This is a genomic window from Hyphobacterium marinum (genome assembly GCF_036330325.1).
GTDB lineage: Bacteria > Pseudomonadota > Alphaproteobacteria > Caulobacterales > Maricaulaceae > Hyphobacterium > Hyphobacterium marinum.
Genome location: NZ_JAZDRO010000006.1, coordinates 40,042 through 58,891, shown reverse-complemented (window position 1 = coordinate 58,891; position 18,850 = coordinate 40,042). Strand labels below are relative to the sequence as shown.

The window sequence follows — 18,850 nt, the reverse complement described above, 5'->3', positions numbered from 1 at the left end:
ATGTCCCGGATCGCACAGACCATTCGCGGCGCGCTCCTTCTGGACTTCTGGGGGGCGTTCGTCCTGGGCATGAAGTATTTCTTCCGGCCCAAGACCACGCTGAACTATCCGTTCGAGAAAGGTCCGCTCTCGCCGCGCTTCCGCGGCCAGCACGTGTTGCGCCGTTATCCCAACGGGGAAGAGCGCTGCATCGCCTGCAAACTCTGCGAAGCGGTGTGCCCGGCCCAGGCCATCACCATCGAGGCCGAACCGCGCGCGGACGGCTCGCGGCGGACCACCCGCTACGACATCGACATGACGAAGTGCATCTATTGCGGCTTCTGCGAAGAGGCCTGCCCGGTCGATGCGATCGTGGAGGGGCCGAATTTCGAGTTCGCGACGGAAACGCGCGAGGAACTCTACTACGACAAGGCTAAGCTTCTGGAGAATGGCGACCGGTGGGAAGCCGAGATCGCCCGCAATCTGGAACTGGACGCGCCTTACCGTTAAGGCGGGGCGAGAGGACGATAGGACAGGGACGACGGCATCGATGTTAATTCAGGCAATCGCATTCTGGGCACTTTCGGGGGTCGCGGTACTGTCCGCGCTCTTCGTCGTGATTGCCCGGAACCCGGTGCGGTCGGTCATGTGGCTGATCCTCGCCTTCTTCTCCTCGGCCGGCCTGTTTGTACTGCTCGGCGCGGAATTCCTCGCCATGCTGCTGGTCGTCGTCTATGTCGGCGCGGTCGCGGTGCTCTTCCTCTTCGTCGTCATGATGCTCGATGTCGACTTCGTGGAGATGAAGCAGGGCTTTCTCAGCTATTTGCCGCTCGGCGGTCTGGTCGGGATCGTACTGGCGGCGGAAATGGTGCTGGTTGGCCTGGCCTGGAATGCCGATGACGTGCCCGCCCGTGATGGCATCAGTGCCACGCCCGAAGGCGTCTCCAATGTCGAGGCGCTCGGCGCGCTCCTTTATGACGATTACGCCTATTTCTTCCAGGCGGCGGGCCTGGTTCTGCTGGTCGCGATGATCGGTGCGATCGTGCTGACACTCCAGCACCGTCCGTATGTGAAGCGCCAGCAGGCGCACGTCCAGGTCGGGCGGGACCGCAAGACCGCCGTGACCCTGCACGACGTCAAATCCGGAGAGGGGATCGGGGAATGATGGAGATCGGCCTCGCACACTATCTCGGAGTCGGCGCGCTCCTGTTCACGATCGGTGTCTTCGGCATCTTCGTGAACCGGAAGAATGTGATCATTCTCCTCATGTCGGTGGAGCTTCTCCTGCTCGCCGTGAACATCAATCTCGTGGCGTTTTCCAGCTATCTCGGCGATCTCGCCGGGCAGGTCTTCGCCATGTTCGTGCTGACCGTGGCGGCTGCCGAAGCGGCCATTGGTCTCGCCATTCTCGTCGTCTACTTCCGCAACCGCGGCAATATCGCGGTTGAGGACGTCAATCTGATGAAGGGCTGATCGGAACGATGCCGCTTATTATCGTATTCGGACCGCTGATCGGCTCGATCATTGCGGGTCTCTTCGGCAAGTGGATCGGCGACCGCGCGGCGATGCTCGTCACGACGGTGCTGCTCGGACTGTCTGCCGTCCTGTCGATCTGGATGTTCTATGACGTGGCGATCCTCGGCAACGAGCGCACCATCCCGCTCGCGACCTGGATCAGTATCGGCGACTTCGAGGCGGTCTGGTCGATCAAGCTCGACACGCTTTCCGCGGTCATGCTCGTAGTGGTGACCAGCGTTTCCTCGCTCGTGCACCTCTATTCCTGGGGCTATATGGCCGACGACCCGCACCGGTCGCGCTTCTTCAGCTATCTCTCGCTCTTCACCTTCGCCATGCTGGCGCTGGTGACGGCAGACGACTTCCTCCAGCTCTTCTTCGGCTGGGAAGGGGTGGGGCTGGCGTCCTATCTGCTCATCGGCTTCTGGTACAAGAAAAAGTCGGCCAATGACGCGGCGATCAAGGCCTTCGTCACCAACCGGGTCGGCGATTTCGGCTTCGCGCTCGGCATCATGGCGGTGTTCGCCGTCTTTGGCTCGATCGGCTTTGACCAGGTCTTTGCCGCCATCGGCGATCACGAGGCCGACGTGCTGGCGCTCGGCTCGCTACAATTCCAGGCGATAGAGCTGGCGGCCTTCCTTCTCTTCATCGGCGCGATGGGCAAGTCAGCGCAATTCTTCCTGCATGTCTGGCTGCCCGATGCGATGGAGGGCCCGACGCCGGTTTCCGCGCTCATCCACGCGGCAACCATGGTCACGGCGGGCGTCTTCCTCGTCTGCCGCTGCTGGCCGATCTTTGAAGCCTCACCGAACACGTCAGCCTTCATCACCGTGATTGGCGCAACGACGGCACTTTTCGCCGCGACGGTTGGCGTCGCCCAGAACGACATCAAGCGCGTGGTCGCCTATTCAACGTGTTCGCAGCTCGGCTACATGTTCTTTGCCGCTGGTCTCGGCCTTTACGGCGCGGCGATGTTCCACCTCTTCACGCACGCCTTCTTCAAGGCGCTTTTGTTCCTCGGGTCCGGCTCGGTTATTCACGGCCTCCACCACGAGCAGGACATGCGCAAGATGGGCGGAATCTACAAGGCGCTGCCCTTCACCTGGATCCTGATGATCATCGGCACGCTGGCACTGACCGGCGTTGGCATACCGCTGCTCAATCTTGGCTTTGCCGGCTTCTATTCGAAGGACGCGATCATCGAGGGGGCTTTCATGGCCGGGCAGGGCGGTCTGCCGTTTGGCGTCATGGCCTTCTGGGTTGGCACGATCGCGGCGCTCCTGACCAGCTTCTATTCCTGGCGGCTGATATTCATGACCTTCCACGGCAAGTATCGCGGTCCGAAAGAAGTGCTCGATCATGCCCATGATGCACCGGCACCGATGATGATCCCGCTCGTCCTTCTGGCCGTCGGCGCAATCTTCGCCGGGGCGCTTTTCCGCGGCCCGTTCATTGGCGAGGGATCAGGCGATTTCTGGCGCGACGCGCTACCATCTGCCTACCATGGCACGGTCGAGGAATCCCATGACGACGACGGTCATGGGGCCGCTGACGAGGCCCATGGCGAAGTGGCGGCAGACAGCCATGGCGCTGAACATCGCGACGACGTCATCGATCAGCTGAGCCCGGCTGAAGCGGCATCCCTGGATGCGGCCACGGACGAGGCCGATCATGCTGCCGCAGACGATCACGCAGCCGAAGGCGACCATGGCGGCGGTCACCATCCGCCGACCTGGGTGCTGTTCGCGCCCTTCGTGGCGACGCTGATCGGCTTCCTCGGCGCGATCTGGTTCTACCTGGTCAAGGAAGGCATGGGCGCACGCATCGCGGCCCGGGGCGGTCCGCTGCACGCCTTCCTCTACAACAAATGGTATTTCGACGAGATCTACCGTTTCGTGTTCGTGCGCGGCGCGGAAAAGCTCGGCGATCTGTTCTGGAAAGTGGGCGACCGGAAGATCATCGACGGCTTCGGTCCCAACGGCTTTGCCGGCAGCGCGATGAGCGCCGCGCGGCGGCTGTCGAAAGCCCAGTCGGGTTATCTCTACCACTATGCGTTCGTGATGCTGATCGGCGTGGTGTTGCTGACGCTCTGGGTTGTCGCCCGGACGGGAGGGCAGTGACATGAGCGAGATCGTGCAATCCCTGCCGCTCCTGTCGGCGATCACCTTCCTGCCCACTGCCGTGGCGGTCTTCCTGGTCGGGCTGAAATTCCTGATGCGGGGCGAGGACAGCAAGGCGCTCGAAAAGAACGCCAAGGGCGTCGCCCTGTTTGCGACGCTGGCGACATTCGGCCTGTCCATCCTGCTGATCGCCGGATTTGATACCGCCGATCCGGGCTTCCAGTTCGTCGAGGAGCTGGAATGGTTCTCGGCCTTCGGGATGGGTTACCGGATGGGCGTCGACGGCATTTCGGTGCTGTTCGTCCTCTTGACGACCTTCCTGATGCCGATCTGCATCATCGCCAGCTGGCGGATCGAGAAGCGCGTCGTCGACTACATGATCGCCTTCCTGATCCTGGAAACCCTGATGCTCGGCGTGTTCTGCGCGCTCGACCTCATCCTCTTCTACATCTTCTTCGAAGGTGGCCTCATCCCGATGTTCCTGATCATCGGCGTGTGGGGTGGGGCGAACCGCGTCTATGCGGCGTTCAAATTCTTCCTCTACACGCTTCTGGGCTCGGTGCTGATGCTGGTGGCGATGATTGCCATGTTCCTGCAAGCCGGAACGACCGACATCACCGTGCTGATGGAGACGCCCTTCCTGCGTGAAGCGCAGATCTGGATGTGGCTGGCCTTCTTTGCCTCCTTCGCGGTGAAGATGCCGATGTGGCCGGTCCACACCTGGTTGCCGGACGCTCACGTGGAAGCCCCGACGGCGGGCTCGGTCATCCTGGCCGGTGTCCTTCTGAAACTCGGCGGCTACGGCTTCCTGCGTTTCTCCATTCCGATGTTCCCCGAGGCGAGCGCCTATTTCGCTCCGCTGGTCTTCGTCCTGTCGGTGATCGCCATTATCTACACCTCGCTGGTGGCCTTCCGGCAGACCGACATCAAGAAGCTGATCGCCTACTCGTCAGTTGCCCATATGGGCTTCGTGACGATGGGCATTTTCGCGATGACCCAGCTCGGCGTGCAGGGCGCGATCTTCCAGATGCTGTCGCACGGCCTCATCTCCGGCGCGCTCTTCCTCTGTGTCGGTGTGATCTATGACCGCATGCACACGCGTGAGATTGCCTTCTATGGCGGTCTTGTGCACCGCATGCCGGTTTACGCAGCCGTCTTCGCGCTGTTTGCGCTGGCCAATGTCGGCCTGCCGGGCACGTCCGGCTTTGTCGGCGAGATCATGACCATGGCCGGGACGTTCCAGGTCTCGGCGCTGGCGGCAGCCGGTGCCGCGGTCGGTGTCATCCTGTCGGCGGTCTACATGCTGACCGTCTACCGCAATGTCGTCTTCGGCGAACTGGTGAATGAAAAGCTTTCGGCGATCACGGACATGAACCGCCGCGAGTGGTTGATGTTCACGCCGCTTGTCATCGGTACACTGGTGCTCGGCTTCTTCTCGACGCTGATCACCGACGTCACGGCAGCATCGGTCGATTTGCTCATCGAAAACTATCAGGCGGCTCTGGCCGCCGCGCAGAACTAGGGGGGCGGGACAGTGACCGCATCCAGTCTTACGGCCGACCTGACGCTCCTTGCGCCGGAACTCATTCTGGCTATCGGGGCCATGGCCCTGCTCATGGCCGGTGTCTTCTTCAAGGACGAAGCCAGGGCGGCCCGGTTTATCGGCCCTGCCGGTGTTGTCCTCCTGGTCATCGGCCTGGCGGCGGCGTCCTACCTCGTGCCGGCCGGTGTCGCGACGGCCTTTGGCGGGGCCTTTGTCTTCGATCCGCTGGCGCTCTTCTCCAAGGTGGCGATTTTTGGCGCGGCGGCGCTCGCCATCCTTCTGGCGATGCCCTATCTGCGCGACGAGCGCCTGGCCCGATTCGAATACGCCATCCTCGTCGTGCTGGCTGCGGTCGGCATGGGTATGATGGTCTCGGCCAATGACCTCATCGCCATGTATATGGGCGTCGAGCTGCAATCACTGGCGCTCTACGTGCTCGCCGCCTTTAACCGGGACTCGCTGCGGGCCTCCGAAGCCGGCCTGAAGTATTTCGTCCTGGGCGCGCTTTCCTCGGGCATGCTGCTCTATGGCGCGTCGCTCGTTTACGGATTTACCGGTGCGACCGGCTTTGCCGAAATCGCGATTGCCGCACAGGAGCCGTCGGTTGGCTTGATCTTCGGCCTCGTCTTCGTGATCTGCGGCTTGGCCTTCAAGGTCTCTGCCGCGCCCTTCCACATGTGGACGCCGGACGTCTATGAAGGCTCGCCGACCCCGGTGACCGCCTTCTTCGCCACGGCACCGAAAATGGCGGCCATGGTGCTGCTGGCGCGTGTCCTGCTTGAGCCGTTCGGTGCAGCGTCCGACCAGTGGGTGCAGGTCATCTCCATCATCGCGGTTCTGTCGATGGCGGTCGGGGCGTTCGGCGCGCTGACCCAGCAGAACATCAAGCGTCTGATGGCCTATTCCTCCATCGGCAATATGGGCTACGCGCTGGTCGCGATTTCGGCGGCCAGCGAAACGGGACTGTGGGCGCTTCTGGCTTTCCTCGTCCTCTACATGATCAGCGTCATTGGCGCGTTCGGCGTCATTCTCGCCATGCGCACCGCGGAAGGTATGGTCGAACAGGTCGACGATCTTGCCGGTCTCGCGCAATCGCGTCCGGGCCTAGCCTGGGCCATGACCGGTGTGATGTTCTCCATCGGCGGTCTGCCCTTCATGGTCGGCTTCTTTGGCAAGCTCTTCGTCTTCTACGCTGCGCTGCAGGCGGGCCTTTTGTGGCTCGTCATTATCGCGGCGCTGATGTCGGTCGTCGCGGCGGCCTACTATCTGCGCGTGGTGAAGGTGATCTGGTTTGGTGAGCCGACGGCGCGTTTCGTCAATCCGGCCTTTACCACCGGCACGATTGCCAATCTCGCCGGTCTGGCGAGTGTCGTACTGGTGCCTGTGGCAGCCCTGGTCTTTCTGTGGGCGCGCGGCTCGGTGACGGGCCTGTTCTGACCGGGCAGGCGAGGGTGCGTATCGACTGGCTGGAGAGCGTCGACTCCACCAATGAGGAAGCCAAGCGCCGCGCCCGCGCCGGTGAAGCGGGGCCGGTGTGGATCGCCGCGCGCCGCCAGACGGCAGGCCGGGGTCGGCGCGGGCGGGCCTGGGAAGGCATGAGCGGCAATCTCTTTGCCACCGGCCTTTACACGCTGAAGACCGATCCGGCGCGTGCCGCGCAGCTCTCCTTTGCGGCCGCGCTGGCTGTCGCCGAAGTCTGCGAAAGTGTCATCGACCGCGACCGTATCCGGGTGAAATGGCCCAATGATGTGCTCGTCGGCGGACGCAAGAATGCCGGAATTCTCCTGGAAAGCGGCACGACGCCGGGCGGCGATCTCTGGCTGGCAGCCGGGATCGGGATCAACCTCGCCGCTCACCCGTCAGACACCGACCGTCCCGCGACGAGCCTCAAGGCCGAGGGCGTAAGCCTCGCCCCCGAAACCGCGCTCGACCGGTTGGTTGATGCCTTCGAACGCTGGCGGGCGGTCTGGTCGACAGAAGGCTTCGCGGGCCTGCGCGGCCCCTGGATCACACGCGCCTATGGCATCGGCGAGCCGTGTGAGGTCAGGCTGGAGGGCGAAACCCTGAAAGGTGTTTTCGCCGACCTCGCTCCGGACGGCGCGCTACGCCTTGATTTGCCGGGAGGGCAGCGGCGCATGATCACTGCCGGAGACGTGTTCTTTCCCGGCGCAGTGGGCTAAGAGGCTTCCATGCTTCTCGCGATCGACTGTGGCAACACCAATACGCTCTTTGCTGTCCACGACGGCAAGGGCTGGCGCGCGCAATGGCGCACGGCGACAAATGCGACCCGGACCGCCGACGAGCATGCTGTCTGGCTGACGCAGTTGATGGCCATGTCGTCCTTGTCTCTGCAGGACATCGACGCCTGCGTCATCTCGACCGTCGTGCCGCAGGCGCTGTTCAATTTCCGCAATCTGTCGCGCCGCTATCTCGACCGGGACCCAATTGTTGTTGGAGAGCCCGGTGTCGACCTCGGCATCACTGTCCGGCTCGAACGCCCGCAGGACGCCGGGGCGGACCGGCTCGTTAACGCGCTCGGCGCACGGATGAACCATGAAGGCGCGCTGTTGATCATCGACTCCGGCACCGCGACGACGTTCGACGTCGTCTCGGCGGACAATGCTTTTGTTGGCGGCATCATCGCGCCGGGCATCAACCTGTCCATGCAGGCACTTCACAAGGCGGCCGCGCGCTTGCCGCGTATCGCCATCCAGCGCCCGGCCAGGGTGATCGGCACCGATACGGTCAGCGCGATGCAGTCCGGTGTCTATTGGGGTTATGTCGACCTGATCGATGGCCTGGTCGGGCGGATCAAGGCGGAACATCCCGAGCCGTTGACGGTTATCGCGACGGGAGGCGTGGCCTCGCTGTTCGAGGACGCGGCGCGCACGATCGATCATTTTGATCCCGACGTGACGATCCGGGGGCTTCTGGAAGTCTGGCGCCGCAATGGAGGCCGCTGCGTATGAGTATCGAGGACGACGGCCTCTATTTTCTGCCCCTGGGCGGGTCCGGCGAGATCGGGATGAACCTCAATCTCTATGGCTATGGTCCGGAGCACGCACGGAAATGGATCATCGTCGATTGCGGGGTCACCTTTGGGGATCTGACGACGCCTGGTGTCGACCTGATCATGCCCGACCCGGCCTTTATCGAGGAGCGGCGTGACGATCTTCTTGCCATCGTCCTGACCCATGCCCACGAGGACCATATGGGCGCGGTCGCCCAGCTGTGGGAGCGCCTGCGCTGCCCGGTCTATGCGACGCCGTTCACCGCCTGGCTGATGCGTGACCGGCTGGCCGAAAAGGGGCTCGACAAAGTGGTTGAGCTACACGAAATCGCGCTGGATGGACGCCTGACGCTCGGACCATTCGACCTGCAATTCCTGACGCTGACCCATTCCATCCCCGAGCCCAACGGGCTGGCGATCCGGACGCCGGCAGGGCTCGTCCTGCACACGGGTGACTGGAAGATCGACCCCGATCCGTTGATTGGGGAAACCACCGATGTCGACGCCATCACGGCGCTTGGCGAGGAGGGCGTTCTCGCCCTTGTTTGCGATTCCACCAACGTCTTCACCGAAGGCGTGTCGGGCTCGGAAGGCGATGTCCGGGAGGAATTGATCAAGCTGGTCGGCGAACAGACCGGACGCGTCGCCGTCGCGGCCTTTGCCTCGAATGTTGCGCGCATGGAAACGGCGATCCGCGCCGCTGAGGCCAATGACCGCCGGGTCTGCCTGGTCGGCCGGTCGATGCACCGTATGGCGGCTGCGGCCAAGCATGTCGGCCTGCTGGCGGATGCGCAGCCCTTTGTCGATGAAGAAGACGCGGCGCATTTCCCGAAGGAGAAAATTCTCTATCTGTGCACCGGTAGCCAGGGCGAGCCGCGCGCGGCCTTGTCACGCATCGCCGAAGGCTCTCACCGCAATGTCACCCTGTCGAAGGGCGACAGTGCCATTTTCTCGTCGCGTGTGATTCCGGGCAATGAGATTGGAATCTTCGAACTCCAGAACAAGCTCGCCGAGCGCGGCGTTGACATCATCACCGAGCACGACCGGGATATTCATGTCTCCGGGCATCCGTGCCGCGAGGAATTGCGGGCGATGTACAACTGGGCCAAGCCCCGTATCGCCATCCCGGTCCACGGCGAGCGGCGGCACCTGATTGAGCATGCGGACTTCGCGCGCAGTCTGCAGGTCCCGATGGCTCTGGCCCCCAAAAACGGCGACCTGATCAGGATCAGCGCCGACGGCCCGCAGATTGTCGATGAAGTGCCCAGCGGCCGGCTCCATGTCGACGGCAATTTCATCACGGACGCCGATGCGGACTCGATGCGCGAGCGGCGCAAGTTGGCCTATTCAGGCCATATCGCGGTCTCGCTCGCCATCACCAACACCGGTGAGCTGGCCGCCGGCCCGGATGTGCGCGCGGTTGGCGTAGCGGACTCGCGCGACTACCCCCTGGAGCGCTTTCTCGACGATCTCGCCGATGCGGCAGAGCAGGCTTATGAGCGGCTGAGTCGCCGCGACCGTAGTGACGAGGAAGCGACCGAAGAAGCGATCCGCCGAGCCGTGCGCAAGGAAGCGAACCGGATCTGGGGCAAGAAGCCCATCGTCGATGTGACCGCGCTGACGGTCTGAACAGCTGCAGGAGTGACGCGATGAAAATCGGACGGCTCAACCATGTCGGCATCGCCACGCCCGATATCGAGGCGACCAAGGCGATGTATGCCACGCTCTATGGCGCAGACCGCGCCACCGAGACGAAGGATTTTCCTCATCTGGGCGTCCGGGTCTGTTTCGTCAGCCTGGAGAATTCCGAACTGGAATTGCTTGAACCGCTTGGCGAAGCCTCGCCAGTCCACAAATTCCTGGAGCGAAATCCCAAGGGCGGCCAGCATCATGTCTGTTTCGAGGTCGATGACATCATCACTGCGCGCGACACAATGCGCGCGCGCGGCGCGACTGTCCTGGGAACCGGAGAGCCCTATATTGGAGCGCACGGTGTGCCGGTCATCTTCGTTCACCCGAAGAATTCGGACGGCGTGCTGGTCGAACTGATGCAGAAACCGGATCACGACTGATGCTCAAAGGCGTCTCCATCGTTCTCGTCGCCCTGACAGTGGCCCTCTGGCTTGCGCAGTTTTTCCTGCCTGCGCACGGCATCGGTGTCGCGACAGGGCTGGTCATCTATCTGGTAGCGTGGTGGATCGTGCTCTTCACAATCCTCCCGCTCGGCGTGCGGGGCCAGCACGAGGATCACGAAGTGGTGGCCGGTACTGAACCAGGGGCACCAGTCGATCCCGGCCTGAAACGCAAGGCCTGGCTGACGACCGTTGTCGCCTCGATTGTCTGGCTCCTCATTTTCGCCGTTGTCGAATTCAGCCTGATCGATGTGAACAGCCTTCCGTTTCCGCGCTAGTCCTTCGCGCTCATGCGCGCATGCTCCCAAGAGATGAGGAGCACGCCGGCGAAAACGGTCGCGAACCCGGCGACGTGGATCAGCCGGAAGTCGTCTCCGAGCAGGACGTAGGAGAGGAGAAGCGCTGACGCCGGCATAACGCCCATGAAACCGGCCGCGACCGAGCCTTCCGCCTTTGCCACGCCCTGGTACCAGAGCCAGCTACCCAGCGCGAGCGTTCCGGCTCCATACCAGATGACGGCGGTCCAGCTGCCCGCGTCCATGCCCGACAGGTCGAACCCGCTCCACTGCCAGATGGCGAGCGGAACGAAGAGGGGCAAGGACATGGCCGCGGCGAGGAAGGCGACGACGACCGGATCGACGCGCTCCGAGGCCGTCTTGCCGACCAGCGTGTAGACACTTTCACAGCACACAGCGGCAAAGACGAGGGCGATGCCGAGCAGCATGGTTCCCGTGTCCGTGCCGCTGCCGCCGCTCCCGCCGAGATTGAGGATACCCACCCCGATGACGGCCAGCGCAATGGCGGCGAATTTGCGCCAGGTCGGTGCGTCCTTCAGGAAGATCATCGACGCGGCGGCCGTGACCGCCGGTGCGGTGCTCATCACGATGGCACCGGTGACCCCGGAGACCATGCGCATACCGTAGAGCATCAGGGCGGAAAAGCCGAACATGCCGAAGAGGGCGATGATAGTGATGCGCAGCCAGTCTCCGCGACTGATTGACCTGACATTATGGCGGCGGGTCCAGATGAAGGGGAGGAGAGCGAGGGCACCGATCCCGACCCGCAACGCTGAGCCGACGAAAACGGGCATGGCCTGGGTGACGATCTTGCTGACCGGCGTCGCGGAGCCAAAGGCGGCCATCCCCAGCGCCAGTTGCGCAAAGGTCATTGCTGGCTTTTCGCGTGGCGTTTCAGACATCGGGGCAGGGCGTTTTGCCATGACGATGCAACCCGATGGCGCTGCCAACGGTTCCGAAATGCGACACGCGCCCTTCATGGATGACAGTCAACTTGCTCCACCCTGCGGCACCGTCTAATGCTTGGTGCAACGCAACACGACCGCTCCGGACCGCTTCCCCATGCGCCTTTCGAACTATTTTCTCCCCGTCCTGAAGGAAACGCCTGCTGACGCGCAGATCGCTTCGCACCGGCTGATGCTGCGCGCGGGCATGATCCGCCAGGAATCGGCGGGTATTTACGCCTGGCTGCCGCTCGGCCTGAAAATCCTGAAGAAAATCGAGCAGATCGTGCGCGAGGAGCAGGACCGCGCCGGGGCTGTCGAGCTTCTGATGCCGACCATCCAGTCGGCCGATCTGTGGCGCGAAAGCGGGCGGTTCGACGCCTATGGCAAGGAAATGCTGCGCATTGTCGACCGGCATGACCGCGACATGCTCTACGGGCCGACGAACGAGGAGATGATCACCGAGATCTTCCGGGCCTATTGCAAGTCCTACAAGGACGTTCCGAAGCTGCTCTATCACATCCAGTGGAAGTTCCGTGACGAGGTCCGCCCGCGCTTTGGCGTTATGCGCGGCCGCGAATTCCTGATGAAGGATACGTATTCCTTTGATCTGGATGAGGCTTCTGCCAGAGCCGCTTACAACAAGATGTTCATTGCCTACCTGAACACGTTCGCGCGCATGGGCCTTAAAGCGGTGCCGATGCGGGCCGACACCGGACCGATTGGCGGCGATCTCAGCCATGAATTTATTATCCTCGCGGATACCGGCGAGAGCGAGGTCTTCTGCCACGCTGACCTCGTCGAGATGGGCGCGCCCGGTCCGGACGTCGATTTCAACGGCGACCTCCAGCCGCTGGTTGACCAGCGCACGGCGCTCTACGCCGCGACCGAGGAAATGCACGACGCCGCGAAATTCGAGGCCGAGGTGCCCGACGGCAAACGCCTGTCTGCCCGGGGCATTGAGGTCGGGCACATCTTCTATTTCGGTACCAAGTATTCCGACGCGATGAAGGCGATGGTCGCCCATCCCGACGGCTCGACCGTGCCGGTCCACATGGGCTCCTACGGTGTTGGTGTATCGCGGCTTGTCGGCGGGATTATCGAGGCGAGCCACGACGAGAACGGCATCATCTGGCCGGACTCGGTCGCGCCCTTCGGCGTCGGCATCATCAATCTGAAGGCGGGCGACACGGATACCGACGCCGCCTGCCAGTCGGCTTATGACGCGCTGTCGCGCGCGGGACGCGAGCCCTTGCTGGATGACACCGATGCCCGGCCCGGCGGCAAGTTCGCGACCATGGACCTGATTGGTCTTCCGTATCAGCTGGTCATCGGACCGCGCGGCCTGAAGGACGGCAAGGCCGAAGTAAAGGTGCGCCGCACCGGCGAGAAGCATGAACTGTCGATCGACGATGCCGTTGCACGCCTCGCCGAAGGCGCGTTCGCCGCATGAGTGAGCCAGCGGCACCCGGACGCGCGCGCCCCTTCGCGGGTCACGAATTCCAGCTGGCCACACGGTATCTGCGCGCCAAGCGCCGTCATGGCGGTATCGCCCTGATCGCGATCATTTCCTTCCTCGGAATCACGCTCGGCGTGGCCGCCCTGATCATCATCATGTCGATCATGAACGGCTTCCGGCACGAGCTCTTGAGTACGCTGCTGGGCGTCCAGTCGCATGTCTATGTTCATGCCCAGAACATGACGCCGGAGGAGCTCGACGAGTTATCGGGCCGGATCGAAGCGCTGGACGGTGTCATCAGTGTTGGCGCGCGCTATAATGGCCAGGCCCTGGTCACCGCCAATGGCCGGACCATCGGGGCCAATGTGGTCGGGATCACGCGCGAGGAACTGGCTCAACTCGAACGCATCGTCACCCCGGTCGAGGACAATCGCCCGGGGCTCCGCTATGGCAGTTTCGAGACGTTCGGGCAGGGCGAATACGGCGGGGACGACATTCTGGCCGGCCTTGGCGTGATCAACCAGCTCAATGTCATTGAAGACGAGGATATCACGCTGATCGCGCCCACGGGGCGCGCCGGGCCGTTCGGCACCCGCCCCAATCGCAAGCCTTACCGCGTGGCCGGCATTTTCACGAGCGGCATCTATGCCTTTGACCAGGTGACGGTATTCATGCCGCTGGAACAGGCGATGGTGTTTTTCGCCGCTGACCGGCCCCATTCCATTGACGTGCGGGTCGAGGACCCTGACGGCGTTGGACCGCTCGTGGCCGAAATCCGCGCCCTGGTAGGCAGTGCCGGCGTTGTTCAGGACTGGCGCGAGCGTGACCGCAGCTTCCAGACGGCGCTCAATGTCGAGCGCTTCGCCATGCGGCTCATTCTGGGTGTGGTCATCCTGATCGCCGCGCTCAACATCATCACCGGCCTGGTGATGCTGGTGAAGAACAAGGGGCGGGACATTGCCATCCTGCGCACCATGGGGGCGACGCAGAACTCGATCCTGCGTGTTTTCCTGCTGATCGGCCTGATGATCGGCGCGGTTGGTGCCATTGGCGGCGTCGTTCTGGGCGTTGTGTTCGTGTTGAACATCGACGCGGTCAAAGCCTTCATCCAGTTTATCACCGGCGTGAATGTCTGGGATCCGGAAGTCTATTTCCTCTCCAACCTTCCCGCGCGGCTGGACTGGGCGGAAGTGGTCTTCGCGTCGGTCTTCGGACTGGGCGCGGCCCTGCTTGCGGCGATCCCGCCAGCGCTGCGCGCGGCACGTCTCGATCCGGTGGAGGCGCTTCGCTATGAGTAAGCCGACGCCCGTCCTCGCGCTGACCGGGATCGAGCGCACCTACAAGACCGAAGCCGGCGCACTGAATGTGCTCAAGGACGCCGGGATGGAGCTCTTTCCCGGGGAAGTGGTCGGTCTCGTCGGACCGTCCGGTTCGGGCAAATCCTCTCTCCTGCATATCGCCGGACTTCTGGAAAAACCCGACGCGGGACAGGTCTTCCTCGACGGGCGCGATGTGACCGCGCTCTCCGACCGGGAGCGGACGGGGCTGCGCCGGTCGATGATCGGTTTTGTCTATCAGTTCCACCACCTGCTGCCGGAATTCGATGCCCGGGAAAACATTGTCCTGCCCCAGCTGATCAACGGTCAGTCGCGGCGCATCGCTCTGGCCGAGGCCGACCGCCTGCTGGCCTCGATGGGCCTGACCCAGCGCGCCCAGCACCAGCCGGCCCAGCTCTCGGGCGGTGAGCAGCAGCGCGTCGCGATCGCGCGCGCCTTTGCCAACAAGCCGAAGATCATCCTGGCCGACGAACCGACCGGCAACCTCGACCCGGCAACCTCGGACTCGGTCTTCCAGGCTTTTTCAAATGCCGCCCGGGACGAGGGCGTTGCCGCACTGGTCGCGACCCACAATCTGGCGCTCGCCGAGCGCATGGACCGGGTTTTGACCTTCCAGGATCACCACGTCACGGCCTGGCAACCCGCTGCCTGACCCGCCCGCCGTTAACGAAAAACTTTCCCGCGAATCACGGATTTTCCTTGACCGTACTCCGTCAATCTGAAAAAGAACAAAACAGGAACATTGATAACACGACGGAGATTTCTCATGCGCCGCATCATCATGGACGCCACCGCTGCCACCGCCCTGATGGGCTTTGCCTGGATGATCCTGGTGTGGGGGTCGGTTCTCGCCGGCTGATCCTTTCGCTAGGCTCGCGGCCCGGCCGTCGACTCGGACGGTCAGGGCGGGGCTTCAGGGAGCAATGGATACGGATATGGCAGCATCGGGACCCAGCTTCGTTCATTTAAGAACGCGCTCGCCCTATTCGCTGCTGGAAGGGGCCATCCGTATCAAGGACATGGCCGCGCTCTGTGTCGATGGCGGCATGCCCGCCGTGGCCCTTACCGACACCAACAATCTCTTCGGTGCGCTTGAGTTTTCCGAGACCATGGCCGGGGGCGGGGTTCAGCCCATCGTCGGTTGTACGCTCTCGGTCCTCATCTCGCCGCCCCATCCGGGCGAGCGGGTCGAGCCGGAAGGCACGATCGTCCTGCTTGCCCAATCTGAAACCGGCTACCGCAATCTCATGGCGCTATCGAGCGCTGCCTTCCTCGAGGCCGGGCCGACCGACCCGCCTCACATTTCCGCCAACCGCGTCCTGGAACTCAACGAAGGCCTGATCGCACTGACGGGCGGGCCGGAAGGGGCGCTCAACCGATATGTCGTCGCCGGGCGTGAAGCCGAGGCTGCGGCCTGGCTTGACCGTCTGGCGGCGGCTTTTGGCGACCGGCTCTATGTCGAGCTTCAGCGCCACGGCCGCCGCGAGGAATTACAGGCCGAAAACTGGCTCGTTGATGCCGCCTATGACCGGGGCCTGCCGCTGGTCGCAACCAATGAAGCCTTCTTCCCGCATCCTGACATGCATGCCGCACATGACGCGCTGCTGTGCATATCGCAGAGCTCCTATCTCTCGGTCGAGGACCGCCGCCGGGTCACGCCCGACCATCACTTCGCGAGTGCGGAGGAAATGGAATCCCGTTTCTCCGATCTGCCCGAAGCGCTCGCCAACACGGTCGATATCGCCCGCCGTTGTCATTTCCGTCCCAAGACCAGCCCGCCGCTACTGCCGCGGTTCGAGACCGCCGATGGCCGTGACGAAGCCGAGGAACTCGCCGCCCAGGCGAGGGCGGGGCTGACCGAACGCCTCAAGGCCGTCGAACCGGCAGCGCCCGAGTCCGAATATTTCGAGCGGCTCGACTTCGAGCTGAAGATCATCGCCCAGATGGGATTCCCGGGTTATTTCCTGATCGTTTCGGACTTCATCAAATGGGCGAAGGACCGGGACATCCCGGTCGGCCCGGGCCGGGGGTCAGGTGCGGGTTCGGTTGTCGCCTGGGCGTTGACCATCACGGATTTGGACCCGCTGCGGTTCGGCCTGCTGTTTGAACGCTTTCTCAATCCGGAGCGGGTGTCGATGCCCGACTTCGACATCGACTTCTGCCAGGAACGCCGGGGCGAGGTGATCCGCTATGTGCAGGAACGCTATGGCAGCGACCACGTCGCCCAGATCATAACCTTTGGCACGCTCCAGGCGCGCGCCGTCGTGCGCGATGTCGGACGCGTCATCCAGCTGCCGCTCGGTCTTGTCGACAAGATTGCCAAGCTGGTTCCGGCCAACCCCGCCAATCCCGTCACGCTGGCCCAGGCCATCGAAGGTGAACCGCGCCTGCAGCAGATGCGGGACGAGGACCCGGCGGTTGCCAAGCTCCTTCAGACCGCGCTGAAACTCGAGGGGCTCTACCGCAACGCCTCGACCCACGCCGCCGGTGTTGTCATCGGCGACCGGTCGCTGGTTGAACTCACCCCGCTCTACCGCGATCCACGCTCGGACGTCCCGGCCACCCAGTTCAACATGAAATGGGTCGAGCCGGCGGGCCTGGTGAAGTTCGACTTCCTCGGGCTGAAGACGCTGACCGTCATCGCGCGCACGCTCGATTATATCCGCAAGGGCGGGGGCGAGCCACCCGACATCGAGGCGGCGGATTACGACGACGCGGCCGTTTACGAGCTGCTGGCGACGGGCGCGGGCATTGGTGTGTTCCAGATGGAATCCACCGGCATGCGCGACACGCTGAAAAAAATGAAGCCGGACAAGATCGAGGACCTGATCGCGCTCATCTCGCTCTACCGTCCCGGCCCGATGAAGAATATCGACGTTTATGTCGACCGGAAATTTGGCCGGGCCGATGTCGATTTCCTGCACCCTGATCTCGAACCTGTCCTGAAGGAGACGCACGGCGTCATCATCTATCAGGAACAGGTGATGCAGATCGCCCAGATCCTGTCCGGTTACTCGCTCGGCGAGGCCGACCTTCTGCGCCGCGCCATGGGCAAGAAGAAAAAAGAGGAGATGGACCGCCAGCGCTCGCGTTTCATCGAGGGTGCGCGCGAGAAGGGCGTGGCCGAAGGCAAGGCAGCCTACATCTTCGAACTGGTCAACGAATTTGCCGGCTACGGTTTCAACAAGAGCCACGCGGCCGCCTATGCCGCCATCGCCTATCGCACCGGCTATCTGAAAGCCCATCACCCGGTCGAATTCCTCGCCGCGCTGATGAGCCTCGACCGGAACAATTTCGACAAGCTTGCGGTCTTCTTCCAGGAAGCGCGCAAGATGGACGTGCCGGTCCTCGCTCCGGACGTGAACCGCTCTCGCGCCGATTTCTCGGTGGAGGGCGGGGCGGTGCTCTATGCGCTCGGCGCGATCCGCAATGTCTCGCTGACCGCGATGGAACATGTCGTCGCCGAGCGCGAGGCCAACGGACCCTTCGCGGACCTCTATGACTTTGCCGAACGCGTGGACCCCAAACAGGTCAATCGCCGCACGCTGGAAAATCTTGCACGCGCCGGGGCGCTGGATTGCCTGGAGCCTGATCGCGCCAAGGCATTCGCTGCCGCGCCCATTCTCGCCGCCATGGCAACGCGCGCCGCCGACGAACGCGAAAGTGCGCAAGCCAGCCTTTTCGGTGCAGGGCCGGCAGACGAGGGCGGGTTGGCCCGTCCGCCCCTGCCCGAGGCTGACCCCTGGACGGGGACTCAACGCCTCGATGAGGAACTGGCGGCCATCGGCTTTTACCTGTCCGGTCACCCGCTCGATGATCTCTCGAGCGCGCTGGCGGCCCGCGGCGTGGTCTTCCTCGCCGATGCCCCGGCCCGCGTGGCCGAAGGGGCGACGGCCCTGCGCATGGCCGGCATGGTCCGCCGCCGCCAGGAACGGGTTTCGGCCAAGTCCGGCGAACGCTTTGCTTGGCTCTCTCTTTCTGACCCTACCGGCGAGTATGACGCACTCATCCCGCCCGAACTCCTGCGCTCCTCCCGTGATGCGCTGGAGACGGGCGCGGCCGTGCTTGTGGCGGTTCGGGTGGACGACAAGGAAGAGCAATTGCGCTTCTTCGCGGATTCGGTCGAGGTGCTCGATGCCGCCCCGGCCGCGGACGGTTTGACCATCCGACTCGACCGCGCGGCGCTCGAAGGCGTACGCAGCCGCTTGCAACGCGCCGCATCCATCGGTGGCGGGCAGGGCGGGGGCGGCGAAGTCCGCCTCGTCATGGGTATCGGCGGCGGGCGAGAGGCTGTTCTGCGCCTGCCGGGCAAGATCCCCTGCAGCCAGGCGGTCCAGGCCGCCCTGAAATCGGTGCGCGGCGTGGAAAGCGTCGAACCGCTCTGACACCCGGCCCGCTTACCGCCATCAGGCCTTGCGCAATGGGTATTCCGGCCATATAAGCCGCGCCATCACGCACGCGGGGCATCGGCGGCCATCTGGTCGTCGTTTCCGGTGTCGTCCGTCTCAACTGGAA

Annotated in this window: 16 protein-coding genes; 15 read left to right on the top strand and 1 reads right to left on the bottom strand. The window is 63.5% G+C overall.

Annotated features, from left to right (window positions below):
• The 11 genes from nuoI to V0U35_RS12725 are packed head-to-tail and all read left to right on the top strand — an operon-like array spanning nt 1 to nt 10,577.
• Complete coding sequence (gene nuoI, locus V0U35_RS12775) at nt 1-489, top strand: NADH-quinone oxidoreductase subunit NuoI (protein ID WP_330197120.1); 489 nt, start codon at nt 1-3, stop codon at nt 487-489.
• A 40-nt stretch (nt 490-529) separates the two neighbouring features.
• Complete coding sequence (locus V0U35_RS12770) at nt 530-1,144, top strand: NADH-quinone oxidoreductase subunit J (protein ID WP_330197119.1); 615 nt, start codon at nt 530-532, stop codon at nt 1,142-1,144.
• A complete protein-coding gene (gene nuoK, locus V0U35_RS12765) occupies nt 1,144-1,452 on the top strand; it encodes an NADH-quinone oxidoreductase subunit NuoK (protein WP_330197167.1) in 309 nt (102 codons plus the stop codon). The genes V0U35_RS12770 and nuoK overlap by 1 nt, the downstream gene beginning before the upstream one ends.
• Nucleotides 1,453-1,460: 8 nt before the next feature.
• Complete coding sequence (nuoL, locus tag V0U35_RS12760) at nt 1,461-3,614, top strand: NADH-quinone oxidoreductase subunit L (protein ID WP_330197118.1); 2,154 nt, start codon at nt 1,461-1,463, stop codon at nt 3,612-3,614.
• A 1-nt stretch (nt 3,615) separates the two neighbouring features.
• Nucleotides 3,616-5,136, top strand: a complete 1,521-nt coding sequence (locus tag V0U35_RS12755) for an NADH-quinone oxidoreductase subunit M (protein ID WP_330197117.1) — start codon at nt 3,616-3,618, stop codon at nt 5,134-5,136.
• 12 nt (nt 5,137-5,148) lie between these two features.
• Nucleotides 5,149-6,594, top strand: coding sequence for an NADH-quinone oxidoreductase subunit NuoN (gene nuoN / locus V0U35_RS12750; RefSeq protein ID WP_330197116.1), 1,446 nt, complete (start codon nt 5,149-5,151; stop codon nt 6,592-6,594).
• 14 nt (nt 6,595-6,608) lie between these two features.
• A complete protein-coding gene (locus V0U35_RS12745) occupies nt 6,609-7,337 on the top strand; it encodes a biotin--[acetyl-CoA-carboxylase] ligase (RefSeq protein WP_330197115.1) in 729 nt (242 codons plus the stop codon).
• Nucleotides 7,338-7,346: 9 nt separating this feature from the next.
• Nucleotides 7,347-8,126 carry a type III pantothenate kinase gene (locus V0U35_RS12740; protein ID WP_330197114.1) on the top strand — a complete coding sequence of 260 codons (780 nt, stop codon included), beginning with the start codon at nt 7,347-7,349 and terminating at the stop codon, nt 8,124-8,126.
• Nucleotides 8,123-9,796, top strand: coding sequence for a ribonuclease J (locus V0U35_RS12735; protein WP_330197113.1), 1,674 nt, complete (start codon nt 8,123-8,125; stop codon nt 9,794-9,796). Before V0U35_RS12740 ends, V0U35_RS12735 begins: the two co-directional genes overlap by 4 nt.
• A 20-nt stretch (nt 9,797-9,816) precedes the next feature.
• Nucleotides 9,817-10,239: a methylmalonyl-CoA epimerase gene (mce, locus tag V0U35_RS12730; RefSeq protein WP_330197112.1), complete on the top strand. Its 423-nt coding sequence runs from the start codon at nt 9,817-9,819 to the stop codon at nt 10,237-10,239.
• Complete coding sequence (locus V0U35_RS12725; protein ID WP_330197111.1) at nt 10,239-10,577, top strand: DUF1467 family protein; 339 nt, start codon at nt 10,239-10,241, stop codon at nt 10,575-10,577. The genes mce and V0U35_RS12725 overlap by 1 nt, the downstream gene beginning before the upstream one ends.
• Here V0U35_RS12725 and V0U35_RS12720 read toward each other — a convergent pair.
• Nucleotides 10,574-11,467 carry a DMT family transporter gene (locus tag V0U35_RS12720; RefSeq protein WP_330197110.1) on the bottom strand — a complete coding sequence of 298 codons (894 nt, stop codon included), beginning with the start codon at nt 11,465-11,467 and terminating at the stop codon, nt 10,574-10,576. The two genes, V0U35_RS12725 and V0U35_RS12720, sit on opposite strands and share 4 nt — an antisense overlap.
• A 190-nt stretch (nt 11,468-11,657) precedes the next feature.
• Between V0U35_RS12720 and proS the strand changes: the two genes are divergently transcribed.
• The 4 genes from proS (at nt 11,658) to dnaE (ending at nt 18,720) form a co-directional block, all read left to right on the top strand.
• Complete coding sequence (gene proS / locus V0U35_RS12715; RefSeq protein ID WP_330197109.1) at nt 11,658-12,992, top strand: proline--tRNA ligase; 1,335 nt, start codon at nt 11,658-11,660, stop codon at nt 12,990-12,992.
• On the top strand, nt 12,989-14,296 hold the full coding sequence (locus V0U35_RS12710) for a lipoprotein-releasing ABC transporter permease subunit (RefSeq protein ID WP_330197108.1): 1,308 nt from the start codon (nt 12,989-12,991) through the stop codon (nt 14,294-14,296). Before proS ends, V0U35_RS12710 begins: the two co-directional genes overlap by 4 nt.
• On the top strand, nt 14,289-14,987 hold the full coding sequence (locus tag V0U35_RS12705) for an ABC transporter ATP-binding protein (RefSeq protein WP_330197107.1): 699 nt from the start codon (nt 14,289-14,291) through the stop codon (nt 14,985-14,987). Before V0U35_RS12710 ends, V0U35_RS12705 begins: the two co-directional genes overlap by 8 nt.
• 271 nt (nt 14,988-15,258) lie before the next feature.
• Nucleotides 15,259-18,720 (top strand): DNA polymerase III subunit alpha, encoded by a 3,462-nt coding sequence (gene dnaE / locus V0U35_RS12700; protein ID WP_330197106.1) that lies wholly within the window; start codon nt 15,259-15,261, stop codon nt 18,718-18,720.
• The last annotated feature ends 130 nt before the right edge of the window (nt 18,721-18,850 follow it).